At 68.9% G+C, this 18,619-nt stretch carries 17 protein-coding genes and 1 pseudogene; 8 read left to right on the top strand and 10 right to left on the bottom strand.

The window, feature by feature from the left end; translation table 11 throughout:
* Positions 1 to 107: 107 nt before the first annotated feature.
* Positions 108 to 3,104 carry an AAA family ATPase gene (locus ACIHAX_RS24540; protein ID WP_397279749.1) on the bottom strand — a complete coding sequence of 999 codons (2,997 nt, stop codon included), beginning with the start codon at positions 3,102 to 3,104 and terminating at the stop codon, positions 108 to 110.
* Between the two features lie 264 nt (positions 3,105 to 3,368).
* On the opposite strand from ACIHAX_RS24540, the gene ACIHAX_RS24535 reads away from it, so the two are divergent.
* Together ACIHAX_RS24535 and ACIHAX_RS24530 are read left to right on the top strand one after the other, a co-directional pair.
* Entirely contained in the window at positions 3,369 to 4,514 is a 1,146-nt protein-coding gene (locus ACIHAX_RS24535; protein WP_397279747.1) for an epoxide hydrolase family protein, read from the top strand.
* 48 nt (positions 4,515 to 4,562) lie between these two features.
* Positions 4,563 to 4,760: a hypothetical protein gene (locus ACIHAX_RS24530; protein ID WP_397279745.1), complete on the top strand. Its 198-nt coding sequence runs from the start codon at positions 4,563 to 4,565 to the stop codon at positions 4,758 to 4,760.
* A 362-nt stretch (positions 4,761 to 5,122) separates the two neighbouring features.
* Here ACIHAX_RS24530 and ACIHAX_RS24525 read toward each other — a convergent pair whose 3' ends face one another.
* On the bottom strand, positions 5,123 to 5,596 hold the full coding sequence (locus ACIHAX_RS24525; protein ID WP_397279743.1) for an SRPBCC domain-containing protein: 474 nt from the start codon (positions 5,594 to 5,596) through the stop codon (positions 5,123 to 5,125).
* A 63-nt stretch (positions 5,597 to 5,659) separates the two neighbouring features.
* Here ACIHAX_RS24525 and ACIHAX_RS24520 point away from each other — a divergent pair, with 63 nt between their 5' ends.
* Complete coding sequence (locus tag ACIHAX_RS24520; protein ID WP_397279741.1) at positions 5,660 to 6,424, top strand: metalloregulator ArsR/SmtB family transcription factor; 765 nt, start codon at positions 5,660 to 5,662, stop codon at positions 6,422 to 6,424.
* 14 nt (positions 6,425 to 6,438) lie between these two features.
* On the opposite strand, the pseudogene ACIHAX_RS24515 reads toward ACIHAX_RS24520, so the two are convergent.
* The 3 genes and pseudogenes from ACIHAX_RS24515 to ACIHAX_RS24505 all read right to left on the bottom strand — a co-directional run.
* A pseudogene (locus tag ACIHAX_RS24515) lies at positions 6,439 to 6,612 on the bottom strand (NAD-dependent epimerase/dehydratase family protein); the annotation flags it as partial.
* A 279-nt stretch (positions 6,613 to 6,891) separates the two neighbouring features.
* Positions 6,892 to 7,065 (bottom strand): hypothetical protein, encoded by a 174-nt coding sequence (locus ACIHAX_RS24510; RefSeq protein WP_364437958.1) that lies wholly within the window; start codon positions 7,063 to 7,065, stop codon positions 6,892 to 6,894.
* Between the two features lie 264 nt (positions 7,066 to 7,329).
* The gene (locus ACIHAX_RS24505) at positions 7,330 to 7,824 is read right to left on the bottom strand and encodes an MFS transporter (protein WP_397279738.1); all 495 of its coding nucleotides are present in this window, start codon (positions 7,822 to 7,824) and stop codon (positions 7,330 to 7,332) included.
* Positions 7,825 to 7,917: 93 nt separating this feature from the next.
* Between ACIHAX_RS24505 and ACIHAX_RS24500 the strand changes: the two genes are divergently transcribed.
* Complete coding sequence (locus tag ACIHAX_RS24500; RefSeq protein WP_397279925.1) at positions 7,918 to 8,724, top strand: LysR family transcriptional regulator; 807 nt, start codon at positions 7,918 to 7,920, stop codon at positions 8,722 to 8,724.
* 58 nt (positions 8,725 to 8,782) lie between these two features.
* On the opposite strand, the gene ACIHAX_RS24495 is transcribed toward ACIHAX_RS24500, so the two are convergent.
* The gene (locus ACIHAX_RS24495; RefSeq protein WP_397279736.1) at positions 8,783 to 9,682 is read right to left on the bottom strand and encodes an SDR family oxidoreductase; all 900 of its coding nucleotides are present in this window, start codon (positions 9,680 to 9,682) and stop codon (positions 8,783 to 8,785) included.
* A 164-nt stretch (positions 9,683 to 9,846) separates the two neighbouring features.
* Here ACIHAX_RS24495 and ACIHAX_RS24490 point away from each other — a divergent pair, with 164 nt between their 5' ends.
* Complete coding sequence (locus ACIHAX_RS24490) at positions 9,847 to 10,137, top strand: hypothetical protein (RefSeq protein WP_397279734.1); 291 nt, start codon at positions 9,847 to 9,849, stop codon at positions 10,135 to 10,137.
* Between the two features lie 84 nt (positions 10,138 to 10,221).
* Here ACIHAX_RS24490 and ACIHAX_RS24485 read toward each other — a convergent pair whose 3' ends face one another.
* On the bottom strand, positions 10,222 to 11,721 hold the full coding sequence (locus ACIHAX_RS24485; protein WP_397279732.1) for an MFS transporter: 1,500 nt from the start codon (positions 11,719 to 11,721) through the stop codon (positions 10,222 to 10,224).
* Positions 11,722 to 11,844: 123 nt separating this feature from the next.
* Between ACIHAX_RS24485 and ACIHAX_RS24480 the strand changes: the two genes are divergently transcribed.
* Complete coding sequence (locus ACIHAX_RS24480) at positions 11,845 to 12,813, top strand: LysR family transcriptional regulator (RefSeq protein WP_397279730.1); 969 nt, start codon at positions 11,845 to 11,847, stop codon at positions 12,811 to 12,813.
* A gap of 101 nt (positions 12,814 to 12,914) precedes the next feature.
* Here ACIHAX_RS24480 and cysC read toward each other — a convergent pair whose 3' ends face one another.
* From cysC to ACIHAX_RS24465, 3 genes are read right to left on the bottom strand one after another with little or no spacing between them, the layout of a single operon-like run.
* Positions 12,915 to 14,750 (bottom strand): adenylyl-sulfate kinase, encoded by a 1,836-nt coding sequence (gene cysC / locus ACIHAX_RS24475; protein WP_397279728.1) that lies wholly within the window; start codon positions 14,748 to 14,750, stop codon positions 12,915 to 12,917.
* A complete protein-coding gene (gene cysD, locus ACIHAX_RS24470; RefSeq protein ID WP_356969610.1) occupies positions 14,750 to 15,682 on the bottom strand; it encodes a sulfate adenylyltransferase subunit CysD in 933 nt (310 codons plus the stop codon). The genes cysC and cysD overlap by 1 nt, the downstream gene beginning before the upstream one ends.
* Before the next feature lie 9 nt (positions 15,683 to 15,691).
* Complete coding sequence (locus ACIHAX_RS24465; RefSeq protein WP_397279726.1) at positions 15,692 to 16,591, bottom strand: helix-turn-helix domain-containing protein; 900 nt, start codon at positions 16,589 to 16,591, stop codon at positions 15,692 to 15,694.
* Between the two features lie 84 nt (positions 16,592 to 16,675).
* On the opposite strand from ACIHAX_RS24465, the gene ACIHAX_RS24460 reads away from it, so the two are divergent.
* The gene (locus tag ACIHAX_RS24460; RefSeq protein WP_397279724.1) at positions 16,676 to 17,839 is read left to right on the top strand and encodes a hypothetical protein; all 1,164 of its coding nucleotides are present in this window, start codon (positions 16,676 to 16,678) and stop codon (positions 17,837 to 17,839) included.
* The gene (locus tag ACIHAX_RS24455) at positions 17,839 to 18,615 is read left to right on the top strand and encodes an SDR family oxidoreductase (RefSeq protein WP_397279722.1); all 777 of its coding nucleotides are present in this window, start codon (positions 17,839 to 17,841) and stop codon (positions 18,613 to 18,615) included. The genes ACIHAX_RS24460 and ACIHAX_RS24455 overlap by 1 nt, the downstream gene beginning before the upstream one ends.
* The last annotated feature ends 4 nt before the right edge of the window (positions 18,616 to 18,619 follow it).

The raw sequence follows: 18,619 nt of genomic DNA, 5'->3' as shown, positions 1-18,619 counted from the left end.
CGAATGCGTATCCGGGTGCGCCGCCGGACCGGCTGTCGTGGACGATGTCCTCCCCGACGCTCCCACCAGGCTGGTCGTCCTCCAGTTCGGTCGTCCGCCGGTGGTCATCATCCGCAGCCGAGCAATCCGCGTTCTCGCGCGATCGCGGCCGCCTCGGTGCGGCTGGACGCTCCGAGCTTGGTGAGGATCCGCGAGACATGCACACCCGCGGTATTGGCGCTGATGAACAACTCGGCCGCGATCTGCCGGTTGCTCGCGCCCGTAGCCACCAGGCGTAGGACGTCGAGTTCGCGCGGGGTCAGGCCCGAGATGCTCGCTGGCCGGGCCGTGGCGGGCCGGTTCCCGGCTTCGGCGAGCTCGATGCCGGCGCGGTCGGCCAGCTGTCTGGCTTGCTCGGCAAGCGGCGCCGCCGCCAACTCGTCCGCAAGCCCGAGGACCGACCGCAGTGCGTCGCGTGCCGCCGCGCGATCACCCGCGGCCAATTCCGCTCGCTCGGTTTCGAGCAGGGCGCGCGCCAGCTCGTACGGCCGACCCAGGGCTTGCCAGGAGGAAACCGCCGCGGCCCAGTCGGCGGGACGGCCGCTGCGCACCGCGTGGCAGGAATTCCGGTACGCGGCGTCGACCGCGGTGGTCACCGGCAGCTTCGCGAGAGCGGAGTCGAGAACCATCGGCGCGCAGCGGGTTCGGGCGATCGCCTCGGCCAGTGCCCATGCCTCGTGCGGGTGCGCGAGCAGATCGTCCGCGGTCAGCGTCGCGGCGCCGATCTCGGCGGCGCGCTGCGGATTCCCCGCCGCGTGCGCGATCTCGGTCTGCACGGTGTGCAGCTGGATTTGATATTGCCTGGCCCAGCGCCGATTCCCGAGCAACGGCTGTGCGCTCGCCGCGCTCGCCGCCGCGGCCTGGTCGTCTCCACGCGCCAGCACGATCCGCGCGTGACACAGCAGCAGCGCGGCGGTGCTCAACGGGGGCAACTGCTCGGTGAGCGACTCATCGATCAGATCGAGAGCCTCGTTCCAACGACCCAGCGCGGTGAGCGCTTGCGCCCACTTGACCAGCAGGATCGGCGCGGCCTCGGCGAACCGGTAGCTCTCGTGCGCGGCGCGCAACCCCTGCTGGATCGCCGCGATGGCCGCCTCGTCGGCGCCCGCCGACACCAGCAGCGCCGTCTCCCACAGCACCACGGTCAGCAAGGTGCCCGGATTTCCCGCAGCATCAGCGGCGGCATGCGCCTGCTCGAAATGGGTCATGGCGACGTCGGGACGGCTCGCGGCGGCCAGCCCGAGATAGGCGTGGGCACGCGCGGCCAGCGACGCGGCGCTCCGGTCCTCGCGAAGGACGCTCGAATGCCGCCGGTGCCTCGCGGCGTCCGCACCAGCCGTGTCCTCTGCTTCGACGCCCCCGCCCGGGTTCGTTGCGACCGCGCCCGGCGCGCGGAGCGACGATGCCGTGACCGGCGAGGTGTCGTCGACGGGCGGGTCACCACGTAACTGTTCGGCTACCTCGACGGCGGCGCGCGCGTCGTTCTCGGCCGCTGTCGCGCCGCTGAACACCCGCACCGCCGCGAGTTCGGCGAGGATTTCACCGCGCAGTAGGGTCGGCCGGTCCGAAGGAAGATAGGTCAGCGCCGCGAGCAGGTCGTCTTCGCCGCCGCCGCTGCTCTGATTGCGCAGTCCGGCGCGGTAGTAATGCAGGCGCGCGGCACGCTCCGGGGCGATCCGCGCATCGGTGGCGGCCAGCGCCTCGTCGGCCGCCGCGATGCCGCGCTCGACTACACCGCCGCGATGACACGCGGCCACGACCGCTGCCAAGACGTCGAGCCGATCCGCGTCCAACCGATGTGCCGCTTCCGGTACGCGGTCCCACAAACCGAGCACCCGGTCCAGGTGGTGCACCTGATCGCGATGCGCGCTCACCCTTTCCGCCTCCGCTGCGGCGTCCCACGCGGCTTCGAACGCCAGCGGCAGCTCTCCGGCGGCATGCGCGTGGTAGGCCAGTTCGGCGGCCGGGAATCGGTCCGCGCCCGGCTTCCTTCGCCGGGTAGCCAGGGCTTGGGAAAGTCTGCTGTGCAGCGCTTGCCGCTCCGCCGGCAGGAGGTCTTCGTAGACGGCGTCGCGGATGAGAACGTGCCGGAACTGGTAGCCGGTGTCGGTGGAAACCAGGAGCCGCTGGTCGACCAGCTGACGCAGTGCTGTGGCGAGCGCGCCCTCGGGGAGATCGGAGGCGGCCGCCAGCAGGGTGTGCCGGACCGGTGACCCGGCCACCGCCGCGAGCCGCAGCACCGACGCGGCCTGATCGGACAGGTCGGACAGGTGATCGAGCAACAGCTCCGACAGCTCGGCGGGCGTGTCCTCCGGTGCGGGATCGAGTGCCTCGACGTACAGCGGAATACCCCTGCTGCGCTCGAAGATCCGCCCGATGGTCCCTGGCTCGGGCTCCCTGCCGCGCAGCGCGGCCAATTGCCTGCCGACCTCGTGCCTGGTCAGCGGTGCTGAATTCAGCAAGCGGACACTCGGATCTCGGCGCAGGCTCGCGATCAGCTTGCGCAACGGCTCGGAATCGGCAGGCCGGTGGGTGCCGACCAAGAACAGATCGCCTTCGGCGATGTTGGCCACCAGGAAGGCGAGCAATTCCAGGCTGGCGTCGTCGGCCCAGTGCAGATCTTCCAGCACCACCAACAGCGGCTTGGTCATCGAGAACTGTTCCAGCACGGTGAGGATCTCGCCGAACAACCGGATCCTGTCGGTGTCGGCCTCCGCCGCGCCCGACCGCGCCGCCAGTTCCGGAAGCCAGCGCGCCAGCGCCGGTCGCACTGGGAGCAGCGTCGCGAGCGCCTCCACGCCCTGGTCACGCAGCAGTGTGCGCATGACCGCGACGAACGGCGTGAACGGCACCCCTTTCGCGCCGAATTCCGGGCACCTTCCGTACGCCACTACCGTACGAGCCCCGAGCCGCGTCCGGAACTCCGCGACCAACCGCGACTTGCCGATACCCGCCTCACCTCCGACCAGCACGGTATGCACCGCCGGGTCCCGATAGGCATCCTGCAACGCCGCGAGCTCAGCGGCCCGCCCCACAAACGCGCCGCACACCGGAAGGCTGACCACGGCGCGATCATGCCCGCACCGCGCGCTCGACGCCAGTTCGCGAGTGGCACACCATCGAGAGGGCTTCTCGGCCGATGCCGCAGTGGTGTGCCACTCGCGAACTCGAGACCGGGGGCGGCCTCGGCGCGACCAGAGCGCCGCCGGGTTCGTGGCCGATAGTGGTACGGCCCGGGTTCGGCGTTACTCGTCGGGGGGCTGGGCGAGTGCGGAAATAGTGATTTCTCGTGATTCGGCGGCCACCTCGTTACGCGAAGTATCAATGGCATGACGAACACCGAGATCCGCCCCTTCCGTATCGACATTCCGCAGGCCGACCTGGACGAGCTTCGGCTGCGGCTGGCGCGTACCCGTTGGATCGACGAGCTGCCCAGCGCAGGCTGGGAGCGTGGTGTGCCGACGGGGTACCTGAAGGAGCTGGCCGGGTACTGGGCCGAGAAATTCGACTGGCGTGCGGCCGAGGCGGAGCTGAACGCCTACCCGCAGTTCACCACCACCATCGACGGCCAGAACGTGCACATCCTGCACGTGCGCTCGGCGCGGGAGGACGCAACACCGTTGCTGATGCTGCACGGCTGGCCCAGTTCGGTGGCCGACTTCCGCGACGTGATCGGCCCGCTCACCGACCCGGACTCGAACGCGTCCGCGTTCCACCTAGTCATCCCGTCGCTGCCCGGCCACGGTTTCTCCGGCCCGCTCACCGAGACGGGCTGGAACGACGGCCGGATCGCGGCGGCGCTCGCCGAACTCATGGCTCGCCTCGGCTACGACCGCTACGGCGTGCAGGGCGGCGACCACGGCGCGTTCATCGCCCCGACCCTGGCGCGGATCGACACCGACCACGTGCTCGGTGTGCACGTCAACGCACTGGTCACCTTCCCGACCGGCGACCCCGCCGACCTTGCCGCCCTCACCGACGCGGAAAAGGCGCGGCTCGCCGCGATGAAGAAATTCCAGGACGACGGCTCGGCCTACATGAACCTGCAAGGTTCCCGCCCCGACACCATCGCCCAGTTACTCGCCGACTCCCCGGCCGGGCTGCTCGGCTGGATCGCGGAGAAATACCGCGAGTGGACCGACAGCGCCAACGACCTGCCCGAACAAGCCGTCGATATCGACCGCCTGCTCACCACCGTGAGCATCTACTGGTTCACCGACACCGCCCGCAGCGTCGCGAACCTGTACTACGAACGCTTCCACGACGCCACCATGTTCGCCCCGAAACCGAAGGGCACCGTACCCACCGGCGTCGCGGTCTTCAAGGACGGCGACTACGCCATCCGCCGCTTCGCCGAACGCACCCACAACATCACCCACTGGTCGGAGTTCTACTCCGGCGGGCATTTCCCGGCACTCGAGGTGCCGGAGCTGCTGATCGGCGACATCCGCGAGTTCTTCCGGTCGCTCGGTTGATCCGAATGGAGCCTTTGGGCAGGCGGTCGTCGCCGGGGTGGGCGTTTGATGTCCGGCTGGTCCGAGTTCGGCGCAGCACTGATGGTGGGGGCGGCGGCGGTCGCGGTGCTGCTGACTGTCTTCCTCGCGGCGAGCCGATGGTGGCGGAAGCCGTTGCGTGGTCCGAGCGTCTATCACATCGCCGACGCGTGGGCCATGAGCAACTGTGCCTCCTGGGCTGGCCGCCATTGGGTTGGCCTGCGGTAGAGCCGAGAGACGGCCCGGAATTCGCTCCCGGCGATGCGCACGCGCTCATGCAGGTGCATTTGGAATGCGATGCCAACGAATGCTCGTGGAAATGCGCGGCGGTCGAGGCCCTTCGGCTCACGGGCCGGATGCGCCCTTCCAAGTATCCGCGCCGACCAGACCACCATTGACCTCATGCTGCCCGAGGCAGGGGTGGACTGCGGTATGGCTCGAGGCGACGGTGATCGACGTCAGTCCGAGCCCATCACACCGCCCGCGCCCGATACGTTCTTGTGAGCCCACTGATCAGTCGACGTGGTGCGTTGAAGGCCGCGTCGAAGCTGCCCGCGTTGCTGGTCCCGGTTCGGTTGTCCGGTCCGCAACTAGCCGCCGGAGACGATGGCGGCAAGGTTGGCGAGCTCGTTCTCCCGTCCCTGGGTGAGGCGCTGAGTCCAGACGTCGTCGTGCATGGCGTCGACGGTCATGACCACGCGGACGCCCGCGTCGGTCGGCTCGAGCTCGACGGTGGTGAGAAATTCGTACGGCTCGACGCCGGGGATGAAGTCGGCCAGGGAGGTGTAGGCGAGCCGGTCGGGGCCGTCGATCTCGGTGAACGTCTTGCGGGACTCGGTCGACAGTGGCATGCCCGCGGATCGCATGAATTCGATCTGCGCGGGGGCGGTCGCGGTCATCGTGTAGACCAGTTCGCCGCCAGGGCGCAGGTCGAGCTGGTCGACGCGGACGGTGAAACCGTCGGGCGCCCACCACTTCTCGATGCCCGCCGGGGTGGTCCACAGTTCCCAGATCGCCTGGGCGGTGGCGGGGTAGTCGCGTTCGATGCGGATCTGCTCGGACATGTCGTGCTCCTGGTTCAGAAGTATTCCTTGAAAGGAATATATCTGAGGAGGCATGCTTGGTCAATGGACCCCGCACTATTCGCCGCTCTGGCCGAACCGAACCGCATGCGGATCGTGGAGTTGCTGAACGCCGCGCCGCGTCCGGTCGGCGAGATCGCTACCGCACTCGGCCTGAGACAACCGCAGACGACCAAACATCTCCAGGCGCTCCAGCGCGCGGGCCTGGTGGTAATGGAACCGCTCGGGCAGCGCCGCATCTACGCCCTGCGCCGGGGTCCGCTGCGCGAGCTGCGACAGTGGCTGGCGGGATTCGAGGCCGACCATCCCTCGGAGTCGGTGCTCGCCGAATACCGGGTGGCAATCGCCGCCGAGCCGTTGTCAGCCCACGAATTCCATCGGACGCTGTCGGCGCCGCCGGCGACCGTGTGGGAGTGGTGGACCTCGCCCGATCTGGCGCGCCGGTGGTGGCACCCAGCGCATTTCGAGGTCGCCGACTGCGTCCTGCGGCCGGTCGTCGGGGGCGCCCTGTCGATCGTGCTCCGCGAGGGCGACGGTGCGCTGTATTCCAGCGCCGGGCGCTACCTCGAAGTCGTTCCGCCCGAACGGCTCCGGTTCGAGTTGTCACCGCTGGACGGCAACGGGACCCCGTTGTTCCGGGCCGACCATCTCCTCGAGTTGACCAGCGTCACCGGCGGCACCCGCGTCGACCTACAGATCGACGTGTCCGACCCGACCCCGGGCTCGGAACCGGCCATGGCCGGCATCCGCTTCGGCTGGAATCAGCTGCTGGACAACCTTGCTCACGTCATCAACTCGGCCACAAGCTGATTCGGCTACCGAGTGATGCTGTCGAGATCATCGAGGTCGCCGCGCCTCGCCCGGGCTCCTTTCCGCTCGAGCGCGGCGGCCGATGCACCCGAACGGGCGAGCCCGGTGACCTCGTGACCAGCGTCCAGCAACTGGTCGACGACGGCAGAACCGATCCATCCGGTCGCTCCGGTGACAAAGATTTCCATGCTGATACTCCTTCGTGTAGGTCCGCGACTACTCCGCTGATTCGATCCGGCGGTGAGCAGAGCGGCAACCAGCGGTCTGTGATGTAGACGGACGCCCGTAACCCGTGCAGCGGTATCCGCTGGTCGGCTGCGGGTGCTGACACGGCGACCGGTGGTTGCGCAGCGCACTGGGCAGAGCGCTGAATCGGCCCGCATATTGAGCTGATGGCGGCTATTTGGGGGAAAGCTGTTCGATGGTTGTCGGACTACCGCACCCGATATGTCGATATCGTCCGCTGATCAACCGGCGACGGGCCCCCTCCGCCGGGACAGCGCAGACTGCAGCACCACCAGCCCGCCGAGGACGACTACGGTCACGCCGATCGCGCGGAGTCCGGCGTCCGCGCCCGAGACGAACGCCGTTATCACTTCGGTGGCGCGATCGGGGGCAGTCGAGGCGAGGGCTTCGGCCACGGTGTGCGGAGAATGGCCGGGCGCGGATGTCCGGCGGCAGCGCACCGGCGATGGCGCCGGACAGCGTCGGAAGTGCCAGTGCCACACCGCTTCCGGTGACTACGAGCCATGCCGCGTACGCGATGTAGGACGTCTGTGTGCCGCTGGTGGACAGTCCGAGCAGTCCGCAGCCGACGAACGCGAAGGCCAGCGCGATGGTCGCGTCGAGGCCGATGCGTCCCGAGACGCGTCCGGCGTGTCGTGCGCCGAGGATGATCGGGACGGTCAGCGGCACGATGCCCAGCCCGGTGCGCAGCACGCCGAAACCCTTGCCCCCTTGCGTTCGGCGGGGACGGCGTGCAGCAGGACCGAAAGGGTGTTGGGCAGCACGGCGGCGGCGCCGACTCCGGTGATCGCACGGCCCGCCAGCAGCAGGGCTACGTTCGGTGCGAGCGCGGAGATCAGTGCGCCCGCCGCGAACAGCACCCGCCTGACGAGCAGTACTCCCTTGCGCCCGAAACGATCCCCGGCGGCACCGCCCGGGATCACCAGGCACGCGAAGACGATCACGTAGGTGTCGACGATCCAGATCAGTGCCGAGGCGGACGGGTGAAGCGCGCTCGCGGCGAGCATCGGGACGGCGAGATTGATGGCGGCGACCATCCCGACGACGAGCACCACGCAGGCGCACATCACCGCGAGCAGGCCACGCCGCGTGACGGGAGGGGGCATCGGGTCCGGTGACGGCGCACGATCCCGGATCAAGACATTGAACGGCATGTCGACGACGGTATGGACCTCGCGTGTCTGCATGCCACGCAACTTTGACAATCACCTTTTGCGTACCATGCAACTACGCCGGAGCAGCTCGATCTGAACCTGCTGCGCGTGTTCGACGCGCTGCTTCAAGAAGGCAGCGTCACGGCGGCTTCCGAGCGCCTGCACCTGTCGATCCCGGCGACCAGCCGGGCGCTGGGACGCTTGCGCCGGTCGATGAACGACCCGATCTTGGTACGGGCCGGTCGCGGAATGGCTCCCACAGCGTTCGCGCTGCGCACCGCTCCGCGAGTGCGGTCACTGCTCGACGAGGCATCCGCACTGATCAGCGCCGACCGCGAGGTCACGATCGGCGAGCTAAAGCGCACCTTCACGATCCGCATCAACGACGGTGTCGCGGCGACACTGGCGACGGCTGCGGTCGAAGCCACGGCCGCCGCCGCTCCCGGCGTGGTGCTGCGCTTCGTGACCGAAGGCAGCGAAAGCGCCGAGGCCCTCCGCGACGGCTCGGTCGATCTCGATATCGGCGTCGGCGACGTCGCGGCTCCCGACATCCGGACAGCCGTGCTGTATCGGGAACGAATGGTCGGCATCGTCCGAGCCGACAGCCCGCTGGGCATGCGCCGCCGCCCGACCTTGCGCCAACTGTGCCGCCATCCGCACGTTTCGGCCTCCCGCCGCGGCCGGGCGCGCGGACCGCTCGACGACGCACTCGACGCCGTCGTGCTGCAACGCCACGTCGCGGCCGTCGTCCCGTCCTTCGCGGTCGCGGCGCTACTGGTCGCCACGAGCCGCTACGTCGGCCTCGCCCCGCAGCGCCTCGCCGAACAGTACGGCCCCACCCTCGGCCTACATGAACCTGAAGGGTTCCCGCCCGAACACCCGATCCGCGAACGCAAGTAGAAGGGCAGGCGGGTTGATGACCGCCTGCCCTTCTGCGACCGCGAGGAGCAACCCCTGCTCAGCGGTAATAGCAGCCGCTGTCGAGGTCCTCGAACAGTCCGGGCCCGCTGGGGGACCAGCCGAGCAGCGCGCGGGTCGCGTCGCTGCCCGCGGCCATGTCCGCTCCGAAGAACCGGCTCAGCCAGCCGAAATGCTCGTCGCCGCGGTCGGCCGGGACCGAGACGACGGGCAGGTCGAGTTCGCGTCCGATGGCCTCGGCGATGTCGCGGGTCGGGATGCCGGTCTCGGCCGCGGCGTGCAGGACCGTGCCCGCCGGGGCGTGCTTGTCCAGGGCGAGTTGCACGATGCGGCCCGCGTCGCTGCGGTGGATCGCCGCCCAGCGGTTGGTTCCGTCGCCGAGGTACGCCGAGACTCCCTTGGCGCGAGCGGTCGCCACCAAACCGGTGATGAATCCGCGGTGGTCACCGTCGCCGTGCACGGTGGGCGCGAAACGCACGACGATCGTCCCGACGCCGCGCTCCACGAACTCCAGCGCCAGATTCTCACTGCCGCCGCGTAGTGAGCCGGCGCCGTGGGCCGGGGACCGGTCCTGCTCGGTGGCCAGACGGCCGGGGGCGAGTAGGGCAAGGGCGGAGGCGAGCACGAACGGGCGGTGCGAGCCCGCGAGGGCCTCGCCGATGGTCAGCACGGCGTCGCGCTCGGTCTGGTTGGTCATGGCCGGGTCAGCGAAATCGTGCTTGTTTGCCAGATGGACGACGGCGTCGGCGTCCGCCGAACCGGCGCGGAGGCTGTCGAGATCGTCGAGGTCGCCCCGCCGGGGCCGGGCTCCTTTCCGTTCGAGCGCGGCTGCGGAGGCGTCCGAGCGGGCGAGTCCGGTGACCTCGTGACCGGCGTCCAGTAACTGGTCGACGACCGACGAGCCGATCCATCCGGTCGCTCCGGTGACGAAAACGTGCATGTCGATACTCCTTCGTGCAGGTCCGCGATCGACAGTCGCGGATTTGATCTTTCGGTGGCCATCAGCGAGCGACCGGTGGTCGGGGGCGAGGCCGTTCGGCTCGGCCGCAACATGGAGGCCTGCGCGTTCGGGCTCGTGCACCGGATCGCTGGCATGCTCGAGAAATGGCAACTATTCGGGGGAAAGCCGTTCGATGGGTGTCGGACACTCAGCCGGGCGTTATCGCGGTCGAGTTCACCGACGTCGACGGCGTCACGCACACGTTGATCGACAAGCTGCCGATCTTCGGCGTATCAGATGATCTCGGGCCGGATTCGGTCTATCCGGTACCGGTCGAGATCGGCGTGGAGTTGGTCGAGCGCGTCGGTGAGGCGACGGTCATCGACCTCAGCGCAGAGGCGCACAACACCGACCGCATCCGGTATGTCGTGCGGAGCGCGAGTATCGTCTACTGATCGGCGAAACGATGACAGCGACCGGGCGCCCGCGAGCCTTCACCTGAGTGGTTCCGGCAGCCGTGGTGTGATCGACCGTGCGTGTCACATCGTGTGAGCTGCGGTATCGGGCGACGACGACCGGGACCCGCCACGCCGGGACATCAGCGACTGGAGTACGACGAGCCCGCCGAGGACGAGCACGCTCACACCGACCACCCGAAGTCCGGCGTCCGTGCCCGAGACGAACGCCGCGACGATGTCGGCGGTGCGATCGGGCGCGGTGGCGGCGAGTGCCTGTGCCACGGTGTGCGGATCGTGTGCGGCGCGGATGTCCGATGGCAGCGCGGCGGCGAAGCGCGCGGTGAGCACGGTGCCGATGACGGCGACACCCAAGGCGCTGCCGAACTCGCGGGTGGTGGCCTGCAATCCGGCTCCGACCCCCGCCTGCTCCGGCGGCAGCGAACCGGCGATGGCTGCGGAGAGCGTCGGAAGGGCCAGCGCTACACCGATTCCGGTGACGACGAGCCACCCCGCGTACTCGGTGTAGGGCGTCTGCGTGCCGCTGGTGGACAGCCCGAGCAGTCCGCAGCCGACGAACGCGAAGGCGAGCGCGATGGTGGTGTCGAGACCGATGCGCTGTGCGAGGCGGCCGACGTGGCGTGCGGCGAGGATGATCGGGATGGTCAGCGGCACGATGCCGAGCCCGGTCTCCAGCACGCCGAATTCCTTGCCGTACTGTAGGAACGACGCGTTGACATAGAACAGCGCGAACATGCCGAAGAAGACGGTCGTCATGCCGAGGCAAGCGCTGCGCAGGCCCGGTACACGGAACAATCGCGGATCCAGCAGCGGGTGTCCGACCTTCAATTCGACGAACGTCCACACGGTGAACAACACTGCGGCGCAGACGAATCCGGCGATGACGACCCCGCTGTCCCACCCCGCTTCCGGCCCCTGGACGATGCCGAGCAGCAGCGCGATCGACGCACCGACGAGCAGCACCGCACCGACCGGGTCCAGGCGGCGGTCATGGCGCGGCGACACCGGCGCGACACGCCCGACGAGCAGACCGAGAACCAGGGCGATCGGCACTGCGGCGGCGAACAACCAGCGCCACGATCCGCCCGCCAGGATCGTCCCTCCGCCGACGTTGCCGACGACTCCGCCGATGCCCGTCATCGAGGCCCAAGTGGCGATCGTCGCGCCCTTGCGTTCGGCGGGGGCGGCGTGCAGCAGGACGGACAGCGTGTTGGGCAGCACCGCGGCGGCGCCCATACCCGTGATCGCACGGCCCGCCAGGAGCAGGGCCACGTTCGGTGCGGTCGCCGACAGCAGCGCGCCCACCGCGAACAGCGCCAACCCGGTGAGCAGTACTCCTTTGCGCCCGAAGCGGTCTCCGGCGGCACCGGCTGGGATCACCAGACACGCGAAGACGATCACATAGGTGTCGACGATCCAGACCAGAGCCGACGCGGAGGGACGCAACGCGCTCGCGGCGAGCATCGGGACGGCGAGATTGATCGCGGCGACCATCCCGACGACGAGTACGACGCAGGCGCACATGAGCGCGAGCAGGCCGCGCGTCGCGACGGAAGGGGACATCGGGTCTCGTGATGACGCACGATCCCGGACCAAGACGTTGAATGGCATGTCCACGACGGTATTTACCTCGTAGGCCTGCATGCCACGCAACTTTCACAATCCAGATTTGCGTACCATGCAACTATGCCCGAGCAGCTCGATCTGAACCTCCTGCGTGTATTCGACGCGCTGCTCCAGGAAGGCAGCGTCACGGCGGCTTCCGAACGCCTGCACCTGTCCATCCCGGCGACCAGCCGAGCGCTGGGCCGGTTGCGCCGGGCGATGAACGACCCGATCCTGGTGCGGGCCGGGCGAGGCATGGCTGCCACACCGTTCGCGCTGCGCACCGCGCCGCGGGTGCGGTCACTGCTCGACGAGGCGTCCGCGCTGATCAGCGCCGACCGCGAGGTCGCGATCGGCGAGCTCGAGCGCACCTTCACGATCCGCATCAACGACGGCCTCGCGGTGACCCTGGCGACGGCGGCGGTGGAAGCCACGGCCACCGTGGCCCCCGGCGTGGTCCTGCGTTTCGTCACCGAAGGCAGCGAGAGCGCCGAGGCGCTCCGCGACGGCTCGGTCGATCTCGACATCGGTGTGGGCGACATCGCGGCTCCCGACATCCGGACAACGCTGCTGTACCGGGAACGGATGGTCGGCATCGTCCGCGCCGACAGCCCGCTGGGCAGGCGCCGCCGCCCGAGCTTGCGGCAACTGTGCCAGTATCCCCACGTCTCGGCCTCGCGTCGTGGACGCGCGCGCGGCCCACTCGACGACGCGCTCGACGCCGTCGGGCTGCAACGCCACGTCGCGGCCGTCGTTCCGTCCTTCGCGGTCGCGGCGCTGCTGGTCTCCGCGAGCCGCTACGTCGGCCTCGTCCCGCAACGCCTCGCCGAACAGTACGGCCGAACCCTGGGCATTCGCTGGTTTCCCCTCCCCACGGACCTGCCGGAAGTCGAAGTGCGACTGCTCTGGCACGCCCGGCTCGACGCCGACCCGGCCCAGCGCTGGCTACGCGAGACGATCCGCGACGCACTCAGCGCGCCACGCGCCGAGAAGCCCGCGGTATCCGCTCGCACCGCCGAGCATGGCGGCCGGCCCGGGACAGGCGCGTGAAGGTCCGGCAACCGCCGGCGCAGGCCTCCGGCTGACACTCTGGTATCCCCGATGCAACGCCGACGAGGTGCGAGCATCGGTCGACCGCGGGATTCGTCCGGTCAGTCCATCCGGCTCAACCGCGCGAGGATCGTCGCCGCCATCGCCGCCGGGTCGCCGTGGTCGGGCCGCAGGACGATCTCGGCTTCGGTCGGCGCTTCGTAAGGGGCGTCGATGCCGGTAAAGCCGCGGATCTCACCCGCACGGGCTTTGGCGTACATCCCCTTCGGGTCGCGCGCCTCGCACTCCGACAGCGGCGTGTCGACGAACACCTCCAGGAATGGGATGCCCGCCGCTTCGTGGGCGGCACGGGCGCGGTCGCGGTCGGCGCGGTAGGGGCTGATCAGCGAAACGACCGCTACCACACCGGCTTCGGCGAACAGTTTCGCTACTTCGCCGACCCGGCGGACGTTCTCTTCCCGATCGGCCGCGCTGAATCCGAGATCGGAGTTGAGGCCGTGGCGCAGGTTGTCGCCGTCGAGGAGGAACGCCGGGCGGCCCGCCGCCACCAACCTGCGCTCCAGTTCCACGGCGACGGTGGACTTTCCGGAGCCCGACAGCCCGGTGAGCCAGACCGTCAGGCCGCGGGTGGCGCGCTCGTCGCGCTCGACAGCGGTGGAGTGCCAGACCACCCGGGAGGACGGCAGGCTCGGACCGGTGATCATGCCCGCCGCGACGGTGTTGTTCGTGGTGTCGTCGACCAGGATGAAGCTGCCGGTGGCGCGGTTGCGCCGGTACGGGTCGAACAGCAAGGGCTGGCGGGTGCGCAGCTGGACGCGGCCGATCTCGTTGAGCGACAACGTCTCCGCGTGCTCGTCGCGGTGCAGGGTGTTGACATCCAGCCGGTAGTCCAGGGAGCGCACCTCGGCGGTGGCCGCGCGGGTGGTGTGCCGGATGGTGTAGGTCGCGCCGGGCGTGAGCTGGGTTTCCTCGGCGAACCAGCACACCATCGCGTCCAAATCGCGCCCGGTGTTCGGGCGGTTGTTCGGGCGGCAGATCAGGTCGCCGCGGGAGATGTCCAGCTCGTCGGCGAGCTGGATGGTGACCGCCTGCGGCGGAAACGCTTCCGCGACAGGCGTGCCACCCGGCCCCCAGATCGCCTGCACCGTCGTGGTGAAACCCGACGGCAGCACCGCCACTTCGTCGCCCGGTTTGAACACCCCGCCCGCCACCGTGCCCGCGTAGCCGCGGAAGTCCTGGGCATGGTTGCGGGTGACGTACTGCACCGGGAAGCGGGAGTCGATCAGGTTGCGGTCGGAGGCGATGTGCACCTCTTCGAGGTGATGTAGCAGGGGAGTGCCCTCGTACCACGGCATGCTCGCGCCCCGGTGCACGATGTTGTCGCCGTGCAGCGCCGACACGGGCACGAAGGTCAGGTCGGAGACGTCGAGTTTGGAGGCGAACCGCGCGAACTCCTCGCGAATCTCTTCGAACCGTTCCTGCGACCAGTCGACCAGGTCCATCTTGTTCACGCACAACACCAGGTGCGGGATGCCGAGCAAGCTGGCGAGGAACGCGTGCCTGCGGGTCTGCTCGACCACGCCTTTGCGGGCGTCCACCAGGATCAGCGCCAGGTCCGCGGTGGACGCGCCGGTCACCATGTTGCGGGTGTACTGAACATGCCCGGGGGTGTCGGCGATGATGAACTTTCTTCTGGGCGTGGCGAAATAGCGATGCGCCACGTCGATGGTGATGCCCTGTTCGCGTTCGGCGCGCAGGCCGTCGGTGAGCAGCGCGAGGTTAGGGTAGTCGTCGCCGCGGTCGCGGCTGGTGCGCTCCACGGCGGCGAGCTGATCGGTGAACAGCGTCTTGGAGTCGAACAGCAGTCTGCCGATCAGCGTCGATTTGCCGTCGTCGACGCTGCCCGCGGTGGCCAGGCGCAACAGTGTGGTCGTCATCAGAAGTAGCCTTCGCGTTTGCGGTCTTCCATCCCCGCCTCGGAGATGCGGTCGTCGGCACGGGTGGCGCCGCGCTCGGTCACCCGCGCCGCGGCGACTTCGGCGACCACGTCCGCGGGTGTGGCCGCGGTGGACTCGACACAGCCGGTGCAGGTCGCGTCGCCGACGGTGCGGAAACGGACGGTGGCCTCATACGGCTCCTCGCCGTCGAGCAGCTGGAGAAAGCGGGTGTGCGCCAGGAGCATTCCGTCGCGCTGCACCACCGGCCTGCGGTGCGCGTAGTACAGCGGCGGCAGCTCGATGCCCTCGGCGGCGATGTAGCTCCAGATGTCCAGTTCGGTCCAGTTCGACAGCGGGAAGACGCGAATATGCTCGCCCGCGCGGTGCCTGCCGTTGTAGAGGTTCCACAGTTCGGGGCGCTGCCTGCGCGGGTCCCACTGGCCGTACTCGTCACGGAAGCTGAACACCCGCTCCTTGGCGCGGGCCTTCTCCTCGTCGCGGCGCGCGCCGCCGAAGACCGCGTCGAACGCGCCCTCCTGGATCGACCGCAGCAGCGTCGTCGTCTGCAACCGGTTGCGGGAGGCGCGCGGCCCGGTCTCCTCGACGACCCGTCCTGCATCGATGTCGTCCTGCACCCGTCCGACCACCAGGCGCAGGCCCAGGCGGGCCACCGTCTCGTCGCGATAGGCGATCACCTCGTCGAAATTGTGCCCGGTGTCGATGTGCAGCACCGGGAACGGTAGCGGCGCTGGCCAGAAGGCCTTTGCCGCCAGGTGCAGCATCACCACCGAATCCTTGCCGCCGGAGAACAGCAACACCGGGCGCTCGAATGTCGCTGCCACTTCACGGAATATGTGCGCCGACTCGGCCTCGAGCGCGTCCAGATGGGGCAGCTCGTAGGTGCTCGCCGTCGACTTCGCGTACTGGCTCACACCGCAAAACTAGAACACGTTTCGGTCTTCGGTCAATGGTCTGCGTCCGCCCGAGTTCGCCGTGACCGCGTCAGCGGCGTCCACCAGCGCCGCGCCGCGGCGGGCGATCTCCGCCCCGGTGATCGAGCGGCCGACGTACATCGTGAGCACCATGTTCTGCCTGCCGTCGCCGTCGTAGGTCGGTGCGGCGAGCAGGCTCACCGCGTGCTCCTTGCGTGGCCGTAGATCCGCGCCCAGATACACCCGCTCGCCGAGGCTCGTCACCAGTTCGCCGACCAGTTCGCGCAGCTCAGGGGGTAGGTCCCGATCGGCGACCCCGGCCAGCAGTGAGTACAGCCGACGTCCCGCGGTGGTCATGCTCTCCACCAGGAATCCCCGCTCGCGGCATTCGGCGACCACTTGACGCAGGCGCGTCTCGTCCTGTCGCAACGGCACCGCGGGCGGCTTGGCCAGCCAGGCGTCGAACGCCGCGTCGGTGTCCCAGAGCACGTACATCAGGCCGACCGGAGGCGCGAAATGGTAGGCCGCGCCCACCTTCACCAGGCCGGGTCCGGTGCTCTCCAGCACCATGATCTGCTCGCCGACGACCGCGGACGCGGTGCAGGTGGTGTGGTAGCGCGCGGAGAGTTTGTCCAGCTCGACGCGGGCGAGCGTGGAGATGGCGAAGCTGTCCTGCGCCACCCGGCCCGCCGCGATCAGTGCGGGCCCGAGCCCGTAGGTGCGGGTGTCGGCGTCGCGCATCAGGTAGCCGCCCGCGGTCAGCTCGGTGAGGATGCCCAGGCAGGTCGGCTTGGCCAGGTCGAGTTCGCGGGCGAGCTCGGAGAGCCCGAAGCGTTTCCCGCGCTGTTCGACGAAGAAATCCAGGACCTGCACCACGCGTGCGGTGGGCGCGGACCGACGACCGACCATTGACCACTCCTAGAACACGTTCTAATCTTTCTCCTATCGAAATGTACCAGAGTGGTACATATTTGGAACACCGGAGAGAGCCTCTTGCTGACACAGCCGTTCGCGGACGCCATCGCCGCCGCCGAGCAGATCATCACCGGAGCCGCGCACATTCGCACCGAACAGGACCTCGTCGAGGGCTACGACTATCTGGCGGGCAGCATCCGCGCGTCGTTGCAGATGGCCTGGGCCTACGAGCTGGACTTCCCGTTCTTCGTCATGTCCACCGGCCCGTACACCAAGATGGGGCTGGACAACCCCGACACCCTCTACTACCACTCCTACCTGCGCCCGGACGCCGAATATGTGGTGACCGGCACCCGCGGCACCACCCGTGACCTGAGCTTCCAGGTGCTCAACGGCAACTATTCGCCCGTCGACGTGCCCGACAGCCTCACCGCTTTCGACGACCGAAAGCTCGACATCCGCGCGGACGGGACCTACGAGATCCGCTTCGGACCCGGCGAAGCGGGCCCCGGCTATGTGCACCTCGGCGCCGACGCGGCGATGCTCGTGGTCCGCGAGGTGCACAGCGACTGGGTGACGGAGAAGGCGGGCACGATCCGCATCCAGCGCGTCGACCGGATCGGCGACGCGCCGCCGCCGCTGACCAAGGACGTGCTCACCAAGCGATACGGCGTGGCGGGCAAGATGCTGGTGTCGCGGTTGAAGACCTTCCTGGCCTTCCCGGAGTGGTTCTATCTGAACCTGCCGGTGAACACGCTGACCGAGCCGAGGCCGACGCCGGGCGGGCTGAGCACCCAGTTCTCCTCGGTGGGTCACTACGACCTGGACGACGACCAGGCCATGATCATCACGGTGCCCAGATCCGACGCCCCCTACCAGGGCTTCCAGCTCGGCAGCATGTGGTACCTGTCGCTGGATTACATCAACCATCAGACCAGCCTCACCGCCGACCAGGCACACGTGGACCCGGACGGGATGATCCGGCTGGTGGTCAGCGAGCGTGATCCTGGCCTGGCCAACTGGATCGAGCGCACCGGTCATTCCCGCGGCTACCTCCAGTTCCGCTGGCAGCGGCTGTCGCGGGAGATGAAACCCGACGACGGGCCGACCGTGGAGATCGTTTCCGTCGCGGACCTGCCCAATCGCCTGCTGTTCCACGAACAGGCGCGGGTCACGCCGGAGCAGTGGCGCGACCGGATCGCGGCGCGTCAGGTCGCCGTCGCGGAGAGGATGCTCGGCTGATGTTGCTGCGGGACAAAGTGGTCGTCGTCTCCGGCGTGGGGCCGGGACTGGGGCGTGCGATCGCGGTGCAGAGCGCGAAGGCGGGCGCGGACGTAGTGCTGGCTTCCCGGACCGAATCGCGACTGACCGAGGTGGCCAAGGAGATCACCGAACTGGGCAGGCGCGCGGTGGTCGTGCCGACCGACATCAACGACGAGGCCGCGGTCGTGAATCTGGTCGAGACCGCGCACAGCGCCTTCGGCAAGGTCGACACGCTGGTGAACAACGCCTTCGCGATCCCGCCGATCGTCGACCTCGCCGACGTCGACCTGGATCAGGTCCGCGCGGGCTTCGAGACCAACGTGCTGGCCGCGCTGCGCCTGACCAGGTTGTTCGTGCCCGCCCTCACCGAGACCAAGGGCTCGGTGGTGATGATCAACTCGGCCGTGCTGCACCACTCGCGGCGCACCTTCGGGCCGTACAAGATGGCCAAGGCCAGCCTGCTCGCGCTGGCGCAGAGCCTGGCCACCGAACTCGGTCCGAAGGGCATCCGGGTCAATTCCGTCGCGCCGGGCTACATCTGGGCCGACAACCTGAAGTGGTACTTCAACTACCTGGCGCAGCAGCGGGGGATCACCTCCGAGGAGGTCTACGCCGAGACCGCGAAGACCACCGACCTGCGCAAACTGCCCGAACCCGACGAGATCGCCGACGCGGTCGTGTTCTTCGCGTCCGCCTTGGCGCGCGCGATCACCGGCGCGTGCCTGGACGTCAACGCCGGCGAATTCCACCACTAGGAGA

This window comes from Nocardia sp. NPDC051929 (genome assembly GCF_044548645.1).
In the GTDB taxonomy this organism is placed as follows: domain Bacteria; phylum Actinomycetota; class Actinomycetes; order Mycobacteriales; family Mycobacteriaceae; genus Nocardia; species Nocardia sichangensis.
Note: the sequence above shows the minus strand (reverse complement) of the source record. Positions and strands in the feature narration are given on the sequence as shown.